This is a genomic window from Allohoeflea poritis, from assembly GCF_027889715.1.
Classification (GTDB): domain Bacteria; phylum Pseudomonadota; class Alphaproteobacteria; order Rhizobiales; family Rhizobiaceae; genus Hoeflea_A; species Hoeflea_A poritis.
In genome coordinates, this window is record NZ_JAPJZH010000018.1 from 12713 (window position 1) to 26925 (window position 14213).

Annotated in this window: 17 protein-coding genes; 10 read left to right on the forward strand and 7 right to left on the reverse strand. The window is 61.0% G+C overall.

The window, feature by feature from the left end; all coding sequences use genetic code 11:
* Positions 1 to 642 precede the first annotated feature (642 nt).
* Positions 643 to 1065 (forward strand): hypothetical protein, encoded by a 423-nt coding sequence (locus OOZ53_RS21845; RefSeq protein ID WP_271091865.1) that lies wholly within the window; start codon positions 643 to 645, stop codon positions 1063 to 1065.
* A gap of 8 nt (positions 1066 to 1073) precedes the next feature.
* Here OOZ53_RS21845 and OOZ53_RS21850 read toward each other — a convergent pair whose 3' ends face one another.
* Both OOZ53_RS21850 and OOZ53_RS21855 read right to left on the reverse strand, forming a co-directional pair.
* Complete coding sequence (locus OOZ53_RS21850) at positions 1074 to 1373, reverse strand: helix-turn-helix domain-containing protein (RefSeq protein WP_271091866.1); 300 nt, start codon at positions 1371 to 1373, stop codon at positions 1074 to 1076.
* A complete protein-coding gene (locus tag OOZ53_RS21855; protein WP_271091867.1) occupies positions 1370 to 1735 on the reverse strand; it encodes a type II toxin-antitoxin system RelE/ParE family toxin in 366 nt (121 codons plus the stop codon). The genes OOZ53_RS21850 and OOZ53_RS21855 overlap by 4 nt, the downstream gene beginning before the upstream one ends.
* 72 nt (positions 1736 to 1807) lie before the next feature.
* On the opposite strand from OOZ53_RS21855, the gene OOZ53_RS21860 reads away from it, so the two are divergent.
* From OOZ53_RS21860 to OOZ53_RS21870, 3 genes are all read left to right on the forward strand, one after another.
* The gene (locus OOZ53_RS21860) at positions 1808 to 2179 is read left to right on the forward strand and encodes a hypothetical protein (protein ID WP_271091868.1); all 372 of its coding nucleotides are present in this window, start codon (positions 1808 to 1810) and stop codon (positions 2177 to 2179) included.
* Positions 2176 to 2427, forward strand: a complete 252-nt coding sequence (locus tag OOZ53_RS21865) for a hypothetical protein (protein ID WP_271091869.1) — start codon at positions 2176 to 2178, stop codon at positions 2425 to 2427. Before OOZ53_RS21860 ends, OOZ53_RS21865 begins: the two co-directional genes overlap by 4 nt.
* 136 nt (positions 2428 to 2563) lie before the next feature.
* Positions 2564 to 2965: a hypothetical protein gene (locus OOZ53_RS21870; protein ID WP_271091870.1), complete on the forward strand. Its 402-nt coding sequence runs from the start codon at positions 2564 to 2566 to the stop codon at positions 2963 to 2965.
* Here the strand turns inward: OOZ53_RS21870 and OOZ53_RS21875 are convergent.
* The 4 genes from OOZ53_RS21875 to OOZ53_RS21890 form a co-directional block, all read right to left on the reverse strand.
* On the reverse strand, positions 2922 to 3371 hold the full coding sequence (locus OOZ53_RS21875) for a MarR family winged helix-turn-helix transcriptional regulator (RefSeq protein WP_271091871.1): 450 nt from the start codon (positions 3369 to 3371) through the stop codon (positions 2922 to 2924). The genes OOZ53_RS21870 and OOZ53_RS21875 overlap by 44 nt on opposite strands.
* Positions 3364 to 4470 carry an Acg family FMN-binding oxidoreductase gene (locus OOZ53_RS21880; RefSeq protein WP_271091872.1) on the reverse strand — a complete coding sequence of 369 codons (1107 nt, stop codon included), beginning with the start codon at positions 4468 to 4470 and terminating at the stop codon, positions 3364 to 3366. The genes OOZ53_RS21875 and OOZ53_RS21880 overlap by 8 nt, the downstream gene beginning before the upstream one ends.
* Positions 4471 to 4550: 80 nt before the next feature.
* The gene (locus tag OOZ53_RS21885) at positions 4551 to 5945 is read right to left on the reverse strand and encodes a sensor histidine kinase (RefSeq protein ID WP_271091873.1); all 1395 of its coding nucleotides are present in this window, start codon (positions 5943 to 5945) and stop codon (positions 4551 to 4553) included.
* The gene (locus OOZ53_RS21890) at positions 5942 to 6616 is read right to left on the reverse strand and encodes a response regulator transcription factor (protein ID WP_271091874.1); all 675 of its coding nucleotides are present in this window, start codon (positions 6614 to 6616) and stop codon (positions 5942 to 5944) included. Before OOZ53_RS21890 ends, OOZ53_RS21885 begins: the two co-directional genes overlap by 4 nt.
* 73 nt (positions 6617 to 6689) lie before the next feature.
* Between OOZ53_RS21890 and OOZ53_RS21895 the strand changes: the two genes are divergently transcribed.
* The 5 genes from OOZ53_RS21895 (at position 6690) to OOZ53_RS21915 (ending at position 11967) form a co-directional block, all read left to right on the forward strand.
* On the forward strand, positions 6690 to 7754 hold the full coding sequence (locus OOZ53_RS21895; RefSeq protein WP_271091875.1) for an ABC transporter substrate-binding protein: 1065 nt from the start codon (positions 6690 to 6692) through the stop codon (positions 7752 to 7754).
* Positions 7755 to 7850: 96 nt separating this feature from the next.
* A complete protein-coding gene (locus OOZ53_RS21900; RefSeq protein ID WP_271091876.1) occupies positions 7851 to 8819 on the forward strand; it encodes a tripartite tricarboxylate transporter substrate binding protein in 969 nt (322 codons plus the stop codon).
* 98 nt (positions 8820 to 8917) lie between these two features.
* On the forward strand, positions 8918 to 9376 hold the full coding sequence (locus OOZ53_RS21905; protein ID WP_271091877.1) for a tripartite tricarboxylate transporter TctB family protein: 459 nt from the start codon (positions 8918 to 8920) through the stop codon (positions 9374 to 9376).
* A 4-nt stretch (positions 9377 to 9380) separates the two neighbouring features.
* Positions 9381 to 10916 (forward strand): tripartite tricarboxylate transporter permease, encoded by a 1536-nt coding sequence (locus tag OOZ53_RS21910; RefSeq protein ID WP_271091878.1) that lies wholly within the window; start codon positions 9381 to 9383, stop codon positions 10914 to 10916.
* Between the two features lie 10 nt (positions 10917 to 10926).
* Positions 10927 to 11967, forward strand: coding sequence for an AbrB family transcriptional regulator (locus OOZ53_RS21915; RefSeq protein WP_271091879.1), 1041 nt, complete (start codon positions 10927 to 10929; stop codon positions 11965 to 11967).
* Between the two features lie 65 nt (positions 11968 to 12032).
* Here OOZ53_RS21915 and OOZ53_RS21920 read toward each other — a convergent pair whose 3' ends face one another.
* Positions 12033 to 12548, reverse strand: a complete 516-nt coding sequence (locus OOZ53_RS21920; RefSeq protein WP_271091880.1) for a GcrA family cell cycle regulator — start codon at positions 12546 to 12548, stop codon at positions 12033 to 12035.
* Between the two features lie 432 nt (positions 12549 to 12980).
* Here OOZ53_RS21920 and OOZ53_RS21925 point away from each other — a divergent pair, with 432 nt between their 5' ends.
* On the forward strand, positions 12981 to 14168 hold the full coding sequence (locus tag OOZ53_RS21925) for an aspartate aminotransferase family protein (protein WP_271091881.1): 1188 nt from the start codon (positions 12981 to 12983) through the stop codon (positions 14166 to 14168).
* The last annotated feature ends 45 nt before the right edge of the window (positions 14169 to 14213 follow it).

Genomic DNA, 14213 nt, shown 5'->3' on the forward strand with positions numbered 1-14213 from the left:
AATACAATTAAGACTCGCACGCGGATGAATTGCAACCAGCAGACCAGAAAGACAACTAAAAAGTTAAAGCGGATTTGCTCATGGTGAGCTAACGGCCTTCCAAGCCGCCAAGGATGGGTTCGATTCCCTCAGTCCGCTCCAGTTTCATGATGGATCGGCTTGGTCGAGAGGATGGCACTCTCCGAAGGCGAATATCGCCCGCCCAATCGCGCGAGAGGCGGTGGGCCAAGCCGTTAAGGTGTAACGGCCGTAGCCCCATCATGAAAGCCACGCCTCATGCAATGAGGCAGAAGCAGCGAAATTGATGGTTCCTCGTGCTGTCGATCGTTGCGAGGCCGGGGCTCCGCCGCACTTGGCCCCGGCCCTCACCATCCGCCGGGCGAAAAGCCGATCCAGACGCTTCGCCGAATGGAGAAAGAACGGACTTTCGACTAGACACAACGAACCAGCCTGTGATGCATTCATGGCAATCCCTACCGTGAAGGCCATACATGTTGGGTTCCGACAGAGCCATATAGCACTGGGCCAGCTCCGAGCCTGAAGATCGGAGCCAGTCCCACCTCGGCGCGAGATTGCCGACAGCACCCGCTATGATAGAACGCTCCTGTGGGGTATGTTCAGCGAATCTATGGAGTATTGCGTATGAGAGACGGTGTGTTTTCGTCCGTGCCAGCAATTGTTGGCCTGTGTGCTCTGGTCCTGTCGGGTTGCGTTTCAAGCTCACAGGACCTGGTGGAGAGTTCGAGCAACAAGCGGACCTTTACAGTCAGCCAGAACTATCAGCAGGTCTACCGGAACATCAGCAAGACAGCGAGCCAGTGCCTGACACGCGGCATCGTGCTGTCCAGTCAGGCGTCCTGGGATGTCGACGCACAGCTCTACAGTGAGCTGGGGTATGGCGAGATCGATTTCTACCTGAACAATGTCGGCAAGGATTTCTACGCGACGGCAAAAGTCGAGCGACAGGGATCTGGGACCAAGGTGACGGTCGTGTCTCGGGAACGGTTCAAGGACCGGTTTTCCGACAGTTTCCAGCGATGGGCGAAGGGATCGACTGCCTGCTGATCAGCAGGTCAGCCGGCCAGTAGAGCACGCAGAGCAGCCTCTGGCTCCTTCTGCACAACACGCATCAATTGACGCGCTGGGCCAGGAACAGCGCGCTCACCCTGCTCCCATTTCTTGTAGCCGGACAAGCTGATACCGAACAGACGCGCCATTTGTTCTTGTGTGAGGTCGAGGGTGTCGCGGATCGCACGCGGATCGATGTTGTTGGTATCGATTTCGTGCACCACCGCACCCGGGACGTCTTCGCCACGGGTATGGGCAAGGGCCTCGCTCATGGCCTGAATAAGGTCGTCTCCAAACTTGGTCATGGCTTTTTCCTCTTGGCTTCGGCGGCGATCTGCTTGGCAATCTCCGCAACGATCTTCGCCTCAGCAGGCGTCAGATCCGTCTTTTGGTTCTTCGGGTATGCAAGCAACGCATGGATGGGTTCATCGTCGCTGTACCAGTAGTATACCACCCGAGCACCACCGCTCTTGCCCTTTCCCTTCGCGGGGATACGGACTTTTCGAACACCGCCTGCACCCTTGATCAGGCGCCCCTTGAACGGGTTCGCAGCCAACACCAGAAGGACCGCCTGGATTTCCTCCTCCGAGAGGAATGCTGACGCTGTCCTGCGGAACGAGGGTGCTTCAACGACTGCTTGCAAGGGCGCATCGGCGACTGTTTGCATGACCACATATAACCCATTGGGTACTCAATTACAACCCCATTGGGTTCTTTTCTTGCACCGATGGAGCGGTTCATGACGGCCAATGAGGACCTACTGGACGCCAGTGTGCGGCATCAAGTAGGCATTCAACGCCTGTCGAACGGTGTAATTCGCAAGATAATCAATCTCCTCGCACGAGTCGATGAAGACATCGTGGCAAGGTTGCTTAAGTACGACCCGACCACGGGATCAAGGACCTTCAGCCAGCGGCGTCTGGAGAAGCTTCTAGAGGCCGTGCGCGAGGTCAACAAGGAAGCCTATGCCGCGCTGCGCAAGGAGCTGGGGAGTGAACTGAGGGCGCTTGCGGCCTACGAGGCCGAGTTTCAAGAGCAGATGATCTCTCGGGTGATCCCGGCCAATTGGGACATCGTCAAGCCCTCTGCCTCACACCTATATGCCGCATGAGTAACGAGTTGCAACGGTTCCGCGTCGTCAAAGGCGACGGAAAACCGAAATCCTATCGCGCCAGGAAGCGCGGCGAAGTCGAGCAACTGACTTGTCAGGTCTGCGAAGCCGAGACAGGCGTTGCAACGTCACTGACATACGAAGGCCAGGCGAGCCCAATGATTGCCGACGGCAAACTGATCGACAGCACTCCGGGTCTCTACTGCGTCCATTGCCTCAGCCGGGGCAAGGTTACCCGGCTGCTGTAACCCAACAATGATTTTCAGAATTCACCGGTTCTGCCGGTGATCCGTCGTTCGCCAGAGCGGCGGGGCGTGTGCGCGCCACCCGCAACCCAGAAACAGTAACCGCCGGCGATGCCGGCAACCTAGGAGTGATGAGGCGATGCCCATCCCAGTCATGCTTGATTCGTTGGATGATCTGTCCGACGAGATGAAAGAAAACTATGCGAAGGACGAAAAGTCCGGCAAGTTCCTGCTGCAAATCGAAGGCCTCGAAGAGCACCCTGATGTGCGCGGCCTGTCCACAGCCAACAAGACCAACCGCACCAAGCGAGACGAGCTGAAAGCGGAAAACGAGGATCCGCAGAAAAGTCTCGAAGAGACCGAGGCCAAGCTTTCGAAAACCTCCGAGTTTCCTGAAGGCTATTCCAAGGAACGCTGGAACGAACTTCTGGCGCTGGAGGATATCCGACTGAACCGATTTTCCGCCATCAAATGTTCCAGTCTAGGCCAGGCACGCTCTAATCGTCGCGCCGTGCGTCGAGGAATTTGCGAATCTCGCTGAGTTTCGGAACGACTTCGCCCACATATTCCGGCGAAAACTGTGTTGCCAGATCGACCATGTCCGGTCCCATGCCGGCGATGGCGTCCTCACGGAATGTGCGACCCGCCTGCGTCAGCCAGACACATTTGCTGCGCCCGTCCTGCGGATTGGGGCGCATCTCGATGAGGCCGTGTTTCTCCAGCACAGACAATGTGTGGGTCATGGTGGTTTTCGGGACCTGGAAGGCGTTGGCAATCTGCAGGGGGGTCTGACCGTCCCGGACCCGGATCAGATGATTGAGGACGGAAAAATGCGAGACAAGGAAACCTTTCGGCAGCCGCGCCTCGAAAAGGGCACGGCTGAGCTGGGCGATGATGCCCACTTCATTGAACAGGCTGAAATAAAGCGAAAGGGTCCTGCTATCCATCGATTATCCTGGTTTCCAGCGGCCATCGGGGCGAGGGCGGAACGGTCGGTCCGAATCCGAGCCTACCAAGCATCTGCACCGTATGGCCAGCTTCCGCAAGCAGCCTGTGTGCTTCGTCGTAATGGGGTTTCATTTCGGCGAACTCCTGCAGGGCCTGGCTGACCGGATGCAGCGACAGGCCAAGCGCCGTTGTCGTGAGGTTCAGCCGCAGCCAGCGGCGTCCGGCCTCAATCTGGTCGGAGCGCGCATTGCCGGGCGTCGTCAGCACCGCATAGGCCGGCGTCGCATGCAGCATCTCCTGATACATTCGCACGCCTTCCTTGAAACCGGTGGAATTCGGGTCGCTCTGCGCTTCCCGGCTCAGCATGCCCGCCAGCATCAGCGCCTCGAGGAACGGCCCGCCGAGATCGATTCCATCGGGATTGGCGTTGATTTCCGACTTGCCGAAGCGCATCAGGTCGACGCTCTCCTGCATGGTGCGCGGTGTGAATATCTCCACGCGGAAGGCCTGCCATGTCAGCTCCCGGATTGCAGCGACCTCCTGCGGGTCGGTTCGTATGTCCGCCAGCGGCCCCAGTTGCGTGATCATCTCATTCGGCACCGCCCGGTCGCTATAGGGCTCCTTGCAGGAACGGCGCTCCAGGACATGGGCAAAAAGCGGATCGGGGCTGGCGCCGTCCCGGAACCGGGCAACTGCTACAGGACCGCTTTCTCCATCCGGAAAGACATCGAGATCGACCGCGTGCCCGGTCTGCGCGGCGGCGATGGTCATGAGTTCGAGAAAACAGCCGAGGCCGATGGTCAGTTGCCGCGCATGGGGATCCGTTTCGGGAAGGTCGCGTTCGGTGTCGCGGTGCAGGATAATCGTGTTCGAACCTTCAAGTTCCACCAGCCAGGGTTGGCGATTGTGCGGATTGGGCGCGAGGATGGCGTATGAAAGGGCATTGCGGCGCGGTTCCATGGGTTCGCCCGCGCCGGACCATGGCGCCAGGGCGCGCTCGGGGCGCCGCGTTGCTGCAAAAAGGCCCGACGCTGCGGTGGCTGCGACAATGGTGCCTCCGCCGACGATCGCGAGGGCCTTTCGTCTGCTGATGGACATGATTCACTCCTTTAGTTCGATTTCGTACTATATAATACGATATAGAACTAAATACAACGGACCGGTCGAGAATTCAGGATTCAGGTCATTCGGAGTTGCATGCGCACAAGCAAACCACAGCCATTGGCCGGCGTGTCCAACGTCAGAGTGCCGCCGAACAATTCGGCGATCTCCTTTGCGATCGCCAGCCCGAGACCGCTGCCCTCGGAGGCCTCGGAGCCGCGCTGGAAGCGGCTGAGCAGCGTTTGCATCTGCTGCGGATCGATGCCGGCGCCGGTATCTTCCACCTCTATCGTTGCCCGCCGTTCCTCCGGACGGACGCGGACAGTGATTTCGACAGGACGTCCGCCATGCACGATCGCATTGTCTATGACATTGCGTATCATCTCGCGCGTCAGCACCTCGTCGCCAGCGATCTCCAGGCGCTCCGGGCCCTCATAACCCAGATCGATATCGGCAGGCAGGTTGCCGGAGATCAGATCCTCGCAGATTTCACGGGCAATCGCCGCAATGTCGCATTTGTGCCGGGCAAGATCGTCCCCGGCGGTTGAATCGATGCGCGCCAGCAGCAGCAATTGCGACAGCACCCGCTCGGCCTCGCCGATTGCATTGTCGGTCTCCTTGAGTGCTGCTTCGCGGTCGGCGTCGGTCCTGGCCCTGCTGGCGAGCTCCAGTTGCGTACGCATGACGGTAAGCGGCGTGCGCAGCTGATGGCTCGCATTCGAGGTAAAGTTGCGCAGCGCCGAAATCGATGATCCGAAACGCCTGACCAGATCGTTGATGGTCGCGACCAGCCCGCTCACTTCGCCTGGCACACGATGTTCGATAGGCCTGAGATCATCCGGGCTGCGGCGTCCGACCGCCTCCTGCAGGCGGTAGAGTGGTCGCAGTGCACGCGTTACCGCAAACCACACGACAAGTGCGGCGGTGATGATGAGAAGACCCTGGCGCAACGCCGAGCGCAGCAGGATGTCACGCGCGATCTTGTTTCGCGCATTGGTCGTTTCAGCGATTATGACCCGATAGGCCAGGGACACGGTATCGGAGGCGGCCGCATCGTTCAGGACGGCCATGCGGATGGGCGCTCCGCGAAAGCGGCCATCGGCGAAACGCAGGTTGCGCTCAACCCTGTCGATGGTGTCCGGAACGGCCAGTTGCTTGTATCCGGTGATGAATTCCGATCCGCCGCCCTCGATCCGGTAAAAGACACGGTCTTCCTCGGACGACGTCAGCATTTCGAGCGCGACATAGGGAATATCGACCTCGAGCAATCCGTCGTCATTGACGAAAATCCGCTCGGCGATGGCAAGCGCGGACCCGGCCAGAACGCGGTCGGCGATCTCGTCGGCCGTTTCGCGTGCCGACCGGTAGGAATCGAGCAGCGCCAGCAGCCCGATGGCCACCAGCGGCACAAGCAGCCACAGAAGCAGGCGCGTTCGGATGGAATAGGAGGACCTGGAGCTGCGCTCTGTCACTTTTCGTCCGCCGCGCGCAGATAGTAGCCGAGACCACGGGCCGCCTTGATCGATATGCCGTATTCGGCGAGACGCCGCCGCAGGCGGCTGACATATTGCTCGATGGCATTCTCGCTGATGTCCTCGTCGAAACTGCTGAGCGATTCGATCAGTTGCCCCTTGCTCAATATCCGTCCGTTGGCCAGGAGCAGCGCCCGCAGCACACCGGTCTCCCGGGCCGGAATCTCCAGCGCAGTGTCGCCCGCCAGCACCTGTCCGCTCCTCAGGTCGAAGGTGATCGATCCGGCTTCGATGACCGATGTACGCACCGCCTTGGCGCGGCGGATCAGCGCCCGTACGCGCGCCTCCAACTCGCCCCATTCAAAGGGCTTGGTCAGATAGTCATCCGCGCCGAGATCGAGACCGCGAATACGATCCTCGAGGCCGTCGCGGGCGGTCAGGATGAGCACAGGCACTGCAATCCTGCCGGACCGCAATTCACGCAGCACGTCCAGCCCGTCCATATGCGGCAGGCTGAGATCAAGAACGACGAGATCGTAGTCGAGCGCTTTGGCCGCCGACAACGCCGAATCGCCGTCGGCCACGCAATCGACGGCATAGCCGCTCTCGGACAGCAGCGTCCTCAGTCCTTCCGCGAGCTTGCGGTTGTCCTCCACGATCAGGATACGCATGGTTCCTCCACGGCAGAGGTTAGATATTCAATTGGCTCTTGTGAATGTCCTATTTGCCGGGCAATGTCGCTTCATGCGACTTGCTACGCTTGTTTTCTGCTTTCTGGCCGCGGTCGGTGCGGCGCGCGCCGAGACCTTTGCGCCCGTCGACGGCACCAACGACCCGGAGCGGGTCCTGACGGTCTATTCGACATTGGACGAGGTGGTATCACGCCCGCTGATTGAGGCTTTTCAGAACGAAAACCCGGATGTGACGGTGGTGTATGAGGAGCAGCAATCGCTGGAAATATACGAACGCATCATCCGTGAGACCGATGAGGATGGCAGGACCGCCGACCTCGTCATCTCGTCCGCCATGGACCTGCAGGTAAAGCTGGTCAATGACGGCTATGCCCTGCCTGTCCCGGGTGTCGATGTCGATGGCTGGCCGGACTGGGCCACCTGGCGGCGATCCGCATTCGGGTTGACCTTCGAGCCGTCGGTGATCGTTTATCACAAGCCGAGCTTTGAAGGCATTGATGTGCCGCGCAACCGTGCCGACCTGATCGAACTTCTGAAAACCTCCGAATCAGAGTTCTACGGTCGCATTGCGACATACGACATCGAGCGTGCAGGTCTCGGTTTCTTGTTTCTTGCCCGCGACCGGGAGCACAGCCGCGATATCTGGGAGCTTGTATCGGCATTCGGCGCTTCCGGCGTGAAGCTCTATTCCAACTCGTCGGCCATTCTCGATCGCGTCGCCGACGGCCGTTTCGCGCTCGGCTACAACATACTCGGCTCCTATGCGCAGAGCTGGGCGAGCAGCAAGCCCGATCTCGGCATGATCCTTCCGGAAGACTTCACGGTGATCATGTCGCGCATTGCCATGGTGCCGCAGGCCGCCGAACACCCCGAACTCGGCGAAGCCATGCTGTCGTTCCTGATGTCCCGCCAGGGCCAGGCGATCATGGCGCGCGACGTGCGCCTGCCGGCCCTTCACCCGGACGTCAAGGGGCCGAATACGGCGTCGGCCATGCGGCAACGCTTCGGCGCCCAGCTTCGGCCGATCTCGATCAGCCCCGGCCTCGTCGTCTATCTGGACCAGGTCAAGCGCGCCCGTTTCATCGCCCGCTGGAACGAGGCGTTGCGCACCAAATAGGGCATTAGGGCGATGTCAGCTTCATGACAGCTTTTGCTGTTTTGCTTGGCATACGCCCGCCTTCGGGCGTGGGAAGAGCATTTCTGGGAGGATTCCATGCTTAAGAAACTGACAGCGGCGCTCGCTGTATCCGTATTCGCGCTCGGCGCATCGGCCGGCCTCGGCCAGGCGCAGACCGTCGACGAGATCAAGTTCCTGATCCCCGGCGGCGCCGGCGGCGGCTGGGACGGCACGGCCCGCGGCACCGGTGAGGCATTGACCAAGTCCGGCATCGTCGGATCGGCGTCCTATGAGAACATGTCGGGCGGCGGCGGCGGCAAGGCCATCGCCCATATCATCGAGACCAAGGACCAGGATACGCTGATGGTGAACTCGACACCCATCGTTATCCGGTCCCTGCAAAAGGTGTTCCCGCAATCCTTCCGCGACCTGACGCCGATCGCCGGCATTATCGGCGACTATGGCGCGATGGTGGTCGGCAAGAACTCTGACCTCCAGGACCTTGGCGGCCTCGTCGAGGCCTACAAGGCCGATCCGGCCAATATCGCCATTGGCGGCGGCTCGGTGGCGGGCGGCATGGATCACCTCGTTGCGGCGCTGGTCATGAAGAATGCCGGCGAAAGCCCGACCGACGTGAAGTACATTCCCTATGACGCCGGCGGCAAAGCCATGGCGGGACTGCTTTCCGGCGAAATCGCGGCGCTGACCACCGGCGTCGGTGAGGCGCTTGAGCTTGCCCGTCAGGGCGAGGTCCGGATTCTGTGCGTGACGTCGCTGAAGCGGCTCGATGCCGCCCCGGACACGCCGACCTGCGACGAATCCGGCTCGACCGGCACCAACTTCGTCAACTGGCGCGGTTTCTTTGCCGCCCCGGGCCTGTCCGACGACAAGAAAGCCCAATACATAGCCGCGCTCGAGGCCATGTACGCCACGCCCGAATGGGTGGCCGTGCGCGACCGCAACGGCTGGGTCGAGATCTTCAATCCGGGCGACGACTTCACGACCTTCCTGGAGCAGCAGGAAGAGGAAGTCGGCGGACTCATGAAGGAACTCGGGTTCCTCTGAGAACCGTTTCGTCGGATTTCAGACAAATTGCGGCGGGGCGCCTTGTGTTGCCCCGCCGAGTTCGAAGACGGTGAGGAGCCGTCACGGGGGAGGATTCCATGCTGTTTTCCAAGGACAGGATCGGCGGCACTCTGCTGCTGGCCTTCTGCATAACCTATGGCATTTTAAGCCAGAACATCACGCTGCTGCCCATTCAGGCCAAGGCCGCCTTCACGGCCCGGACCATGCCCGAAGTGCTTATGGTTCTCGGAATCGGCCTTTCCGTCCTGGTGCTGATTTTCCCCGGCTCGAACGAACGTCCGCAGCTTGCCGGCTTCAACTGGGGCAAGGCGGCGCTGTTCCTGGCCCTGATGTCCGCCTACGGGCTGACGATCCGCCCCCTGGGCTTCCTCATTTCCACATCGCTTTTCCTGATTGCCGGCTTTGCGCTCCTCGGCGAGCGCTCGCCCGTGAAGCTGCTGCTTGTTTCGGTGCCCTTGGTCGTATGCTTCTGGCTTTTGATGACGCAAGGTCTCGATGTCTTCATCGAGCCGCTGCCCTGGTTCCTGAAAGGCTGATACGATGATTGAAGGCATTCTGATCGGTCTTGGAACCGCCCTGACACCCACCAATATCCTGTTCGTCTTTGCCGGCTGCCTGATCGGCACCTTCATCGGCATGCTGCCGGGCCTCGGCCCGATGTCGGCCATTGCCCTGATGATCCCGGTCGCGGCCAGCCTCGAACCGGCCACCGGAATCATCCTCATGGCCGCTGTCTACTACGGCGCCATATTCGGCGGCTCGACGTCGTCGATCCTCATCAATGCGCCGGGCGTCGCCAGCACGGTGGCGACGTCGTTCGACGGCTATCCGCTGGCAAAGCAGGGCAAGGCCGGCAAGGCGCTGGCGATCGCCGCCTACTCATCTTTCTCGGGCGGCGTCATCGCCGCGATCTTCCTGCTCGTCGCAGCACCCTTCCTGGCAGCGGTGTCGCTGTCGTTCCATTCGGCCGACTATTTCGCGCTGATGGTGCTGGGCCTGACGGCGGTTGCCGCCTTTGCAGGCAAGGGCGACGTGCTCAAGGCCCTGTTGATGACCGTGATCGGCCTGATGCTTTCGACCGTCGGAACCGACCAGACGCAAGGCGTGCCGCGCTTTACGCTCGGGCTCATCGACCTGACCGACGGCATTTCGTTCCTGCTGCTGGTCATGGCGACCTTCGCGCTTTCCGAGGCGCTGATTGCAATCCTGAAGCCCTCCGGTGACGACAAGCGCCAGGAGGAGATGGAGGCATCGACCAATCTCGGCTCCATGAAGGTGACCGGCGCCGAGGCGCGCGAGATGGCGCCGGTGATCGGACGCTCGTCCATCCTCGGTTTCATCATCGGCGTTCTGCCCGGTGCCGGCGCGACGATTGCCAGTTTCCTTGCTTACGGCACCGAGCAGCGCCTGGCCGGCCCCGAAAAGGGCAAACAGTTCGGCAAGGGTTCCATTCGCGGCCTGTCCGCGCCCGAAACGGCGAACAACGCCGCCGCGACGGGCTCGTTCGTGCCACTGCTGACGCTTGGAATTCCCGGATCCGGAACAACGGCGATCATGCTCGGCGCGCTCATCGGTTACGGCATCCAGCCGGGGCCGCGTCTCTACATCGACCAGCCGGCCGTATTCTGGTCGGTCATCGTGTCCATGTGGATCGGCAATATCGTGCTTCTGGTCCTCAACCTGCCGCTCATTCCCTATATCGCAAGGATACTGGCGATCCCGTCCCGTTTCCTGCTTCCGCTGATCCTGTTCTTCTCGCTGATCGGTGTCTATTTCGTCAGCTTCAACACCTTCGACATTCAGCTTATGGTGCTGTTCGGGCTGATCGCCGTGGTCCTCCGGTTCCTCGATTTTCCGATGGCGCCGATGATCCTTGGCTTTATTCTGGGCGGCATGATGGAAGAGAACCTGCGGCGCGCGCTGCTGATCAACAATGACAGCTGGTCGTTCCTGTGGCAGCGGCCGATGACGCTGACCATTTTGATCATCGCCGCGTTCTGCCTGTTCGCGCCGATGCTGTGGGCGAACTTCCAGCGGATGAGAAAGGGCGCCGACCGGGCAGGCGAAGGAGGTTAGCTTATTTCGCATGGCGACACCGGGCAATGAACCGCTGACGGCGCTTCTGACGCTGACCACTGGCGCCGCCGGCGCGGTTCTTGCCTTCCTGCTCGGCTTTCCCGCTCCCGCCCTGACCGGACCCGCATTGGCCTGCACCATATTGTGCGTCGCCGGCGTGCCGCTCCATGTGCCGCACATCCTGCGCAATGTTTGCTTCGTCGTCATCGGGATGTCCATGGGAACGGGCGTCACGCCGGAAGTCTACGAAACGGCCCGCCAGTGGCCCCTGAGTTTTCTTTTCCTTGCTCTCAGCGTTTGCGTCATATTCGCCGCCGGCACCGTGACCCTCCGACGGCTCTGGCGGCAGGACCGGCAGACCGCGCTTCTGTCTTCGGTGCCGGGGCACCTGAGCTATATTCTCGGCCTCTCCACCGACACGCGCGGCGACATCGCCTCGATCAGCGTCATCCAGAGCACCCGTGTCCTGGCATTGACGCTGATTGTCCCGTTTGCCGTCAGCATGATGGGATACGACACGACGCAGATGGGATTGCCGGGCGCCAAGATGGCGCTGATCCCGCTGGCCGTCAGTCTGCTTTTGGCGATGTGCATCGGTCTCATCCTGCATCGCCTGCGCATTCCGGCAGCGCTGCTTCTTGGCGGCATGATCTTCTCAACGGTCACCCATTTGAGCGGTCTTGTCGTGGGACATGTTCCGCTGTGGGCGGCAATACCGGCATTTGCCATCATGGGAACCATGATCGGCAGCCGCTTTTCCGGTGTCGCCTTCAAAACCCTGGTTCGGGCTTTCGGAGCCGGCTTCGCGATAACACTCATCGCCTTCCTGGTGACGATCATCTTCGCGGTTCTGCTCATTCAGGTCGTCGACCTGCCCTTGCCGCAGGTGCTGATTGCCTTTGCGCCGGGTGGCGTTGAATCCATGGCGGCCATGGCGGTTATCCTCGGGGCGGACCCGTCCTTTGTCGCCGCGCATCACGTCTGGCGGCTGGTCATCCTCACATTCCTGGCGCCACTGGTGCTCGGACGAACCAAAAAAAGCGGCCCCTGAGGGCCGCTTCGCAACTGGCGTCTCGCGGTCGCCCGCCAGCTGCCTTCAATCAGGTCTGAAGCGCTTTAGCGCACTCTCTTGCGGTCCGCCGTCGGCTGAAAGGCCAGTTTCGAGTGGTATGTGCAATAGGGAGAGCCTTCGTCGCAATCGGCTCCACAAAAGTAGAAATCGTCCTGCAGCGGATCGCCGACCGGCCATTTGCAGGTCTTCTCGGTGAGTTCCGTCAGTGGCAGCTTGCGGAAAATCGGCACCACAACGTCTTCGACAGGCCGTGTGTCGATCTCGGCGACGGCATCGGCAATCACCTCCTGCTTGAGCGCGGTTGCGCCGCGGGTACGCGGAATCGAACGCGTGGCGCCGCCGCGCGCGGCGTAGCTGCTTCTCGATGCCGTGGAAACCCGTTTCGCGCGTGATGCGGACGATCCGCCGGATTTTGCGCGGCCCGGCAGGTTGAGGCGGTGAACCTTGCCGATGACGGCATTTCGGCTGACGCCGCCAAGCTCGGCCGCGATCTGGCTTGCGCTCAACCCGTCGGCCCAGAGCTTCTTCAGCCTATCGACGCGTTCATCAGTCCAGCTCATGGTCATGTACCCCTTTCACCGCATCCGGGGGCGACCGAATCCTTCAACGCGTTCCGAAATCATTTCGGAGCCGAAACGTTCTATTTGTCAAAGGTCACTAGGTCCGCCGCATGCAGTCCGTAATCTTCCTCTCTAACCTAGTGACAGCAGGACTCGGTGACAAGAGTCCGGGGAATCAAGACGATTCCTTTTTTTGCGTTTTCCCCAACTTGACGTGGTTTTCCGCCGGCGCCGGCCAAATTCGACCGCAAAGAAGCGGCAGCCTTCCGCGATTCGCGATGGTTGATTGCCGATCGCACACAGTATAAAGATAACGCGACAGCTGCCTTTCACCGGGCAGCTATTTGTTTTTGGCCGGATGAACCGGCCGGATTGTTCCGAAAATTCGTCCGGCCGCGCAGCAGGAGCTGCGGCTTTTGGGAGTTATGGGTCATGTCGGAAAATGCGTCGCTTTACAGCACGTATAATCGCATTCCGCTTCGTTTCGAACGCGGCGAGGGCGTCTGGCTGGTTACCGAGGATGGATCGCGTTATCTGGACTTCGCCGGCGGCATTGCCGTCACGTCCATGGGGCATGCGCATCCGCATCTGGTCGAGGCTCTGAAGCAGCAGGCCGAACGTCTGTGGCATCTGTCGAACCTGTACGAGATTCCGGACCAGACCCGGCTGGCCGACAGGCTGACCCGCGCGACCTTTGCCGATCGCGCATTCTTTACCAATTCCGGCGCCGAGGCGCTCGAGTGCGCCATAAAGACGGCGCGGCGTTTTCACTACGTCAATGGACATGAAGAGCGCATCGACATCATCACCATTGAGGGCGCCTTCCATGGCCGCACGCTGGCCACCATCGCCGCTGGCGGTCAGGCTAAGTATCTCGAAGGCTTCGGCCCCAAGGCGTCGGGTTTCATCCAGGTGCCGTTCGGCGATATGGATGCGATGCGCAACGCCGTTGGTGAAACGACGGCGGCCGTGCTTGTCGAGCCGGTGCAGGGCGAGGGCGGCATCCGCGAGCTGCCCGCGCAGTACCTTCGCGATCTGCGGGCGCTTTGCGACGAAAACGGCGTTCTGCTTGCTCTTGACGAGGTGCAGTGCGGCGTCGGCCGTACCGGCAGGCTGTTTGCCCATGAATGGGCCGGCATCACGCCCGATATCATGGCCGTTGCCAAGGGCATTGGCGGGGGCTTTCCCTTTGGCGTGTGCCTGGCGACGGAGGAAGCGGCGAGCGGCATGAACCCGGGCACCCACGGAACCACCTATGGCGGTAATCCGTTGGCCATGGCGGTCGGCAATGCCGTGCTTGACGTGCTTCTGGAAGACGGCTTCCTCGAACATGTCCGCGACGTCAGCCTGGTTTTCAAACAAGGCCTGGCCGCGATTGCCGACAAGTATCCGGATGTGGTGGAGGAAATTCGCGGCACCGGCCTGATGCTGGGCGTCAAGTGCAAGGTGCCCAATTCGGAATTCCTCGTCGCCATGCGCGATCAGAACCTGCTCGGCGCGCCGGCCGGCGACAATGTGGTACGCCTCCTGCCGCCGTTGACGACAACGGCGGAGGAAGCCCGTGACGGGCTTTCGCGCCTTGATGCCGCCGCCGCGGCCCTGTCCAGCGGCACGTCCTGAAGGGCCATCGGATCGAAGCGGCCAGGCACCCGCCCGTACAAGGAA

What these genes read in the sequence shown, in the direction of transcription:
- OOZ53_RS21845 (WP_271091865.1), top strand. Translation starts at nt 643, where the DNA reads ATGAGAGACGGTGTGTTTTCGTCCGTGCCAGCAATTGTTGGCCTGTGT.
- OOZ53_RS21850 (WP_271091866.1), bottom strand. Translation starts at nt 1,373, where the DNA reads ATGACCAAGTTTGGAGACGACCTTATTCAGGCCATGAGCGAGGCCCTT.
- OOZ53_RS21855 (WP_271091867.1), bottom strand. Translation starts at nt 1,735, where the DNA reads ATGCAAACAGTCGCCGATGCGCCCTTGCAAGCAGTCGTTGAAGCACCC.
- OOZ53_RS21860 (WP_271091868.1), top strand. Translation starts at nt 1,808, where the DNA reads ATGACGGCCAATGAGGACCTACTGGACGCCAGTGTGCGGCATCAAGTA.
- OOZ53_RS21865 (WP_271091869.1), top strand. Translation starts at nt 2,176, where the DNA reads ATGAGTAACGAGTTGCAACGGTTCCGCGTCGTCAAAGGCGACGGAAAA.
- OOZ53_RS21870 (WP_271091870.1), top strand. Translation starts at nt 2,564, where the DNA reads ATGCCCATCCCAGTCATGCTTGATTCGTTGGATGATCTGTCCGACGAG.
- OOZ53_RS21875 (WP_271091871.1), bottom strand. Translation starts at nt 3,371, where the DNA reads ATGGATAGCAGGACCCTTTCGCTTTATTTCAGCCTGTTCAATGAAGTG.
- OOZ53_RS21880 (WP_271091872.1), bottom strand. Translation starts at nt 4,470, where the DNA reads ATGTCCATCAGCAGACGAAAGGCCCTCGCGATCGTCGGCGGAGGCACC.
- OOZ53_RS21890 (WP_271091874.1), bottom strand. Translation starts at nt 6,616, where the DNA reads ATGCGTATCCTGATCGTGGAGGACAACCGCAAGCTCGCGGAAGGACTG.
- OOZ53_RS21895 (WP_271091875.1), top strand. Translation starts at nt 6,690, where the DNA reads ATGCGACTTGCTACGCTTGTTTTCTGCTTTCTGGCCGCGGTCGGTGCG.
- OOZ53_RS21900 (WP_271091876.1), top strand. Translation starts at nt 7,851, where the DNA reads ATGCTTAAGAAACTGACAGCGGCGCTCGCTGTATCCGTATTCGCGCTC.
- OOZ53_RS21905 (WP_271091877.1), top strand. Translation starts at nt 8,918, where the DNA reads ATGCTGTTTTCCAAGGACAGGATCGGCGGCACTCTGCTGCTGGCCTTC.
- OOZ53_RS21910 (WP_271091878.1), top strand. Translation starts at nt 9,381, where the DNA reads ATGATTGAAGGCATTCTGATCGGTCTTGGAACCGCCCTGACACCCACC.
- OOZ53_RS21915 (WP_271091879.1), top strand. Translation starts at nt 10,927, where the DNA reads ATGGCGACACCGGGCAATGAACCGCTGACGGCGCTTCTGACGCTGACC.
- OOZ53_RS21920 (WP_271091880.1), bottom strand. Translation starts at nt 12,548, where the DNA reads ATGAGCTGGACTGATGAACGCGTCGATAGGCTGAAGAAGCTCTGGGCC.
- OOZ53_RS21925 (WP_271091881.1), top strand. Translation starts at nt 12,981, where the DNA reads ATGTCGGAAAATGCGTCGCTTTACAGCACGTATAATCGCATTCCGCTT.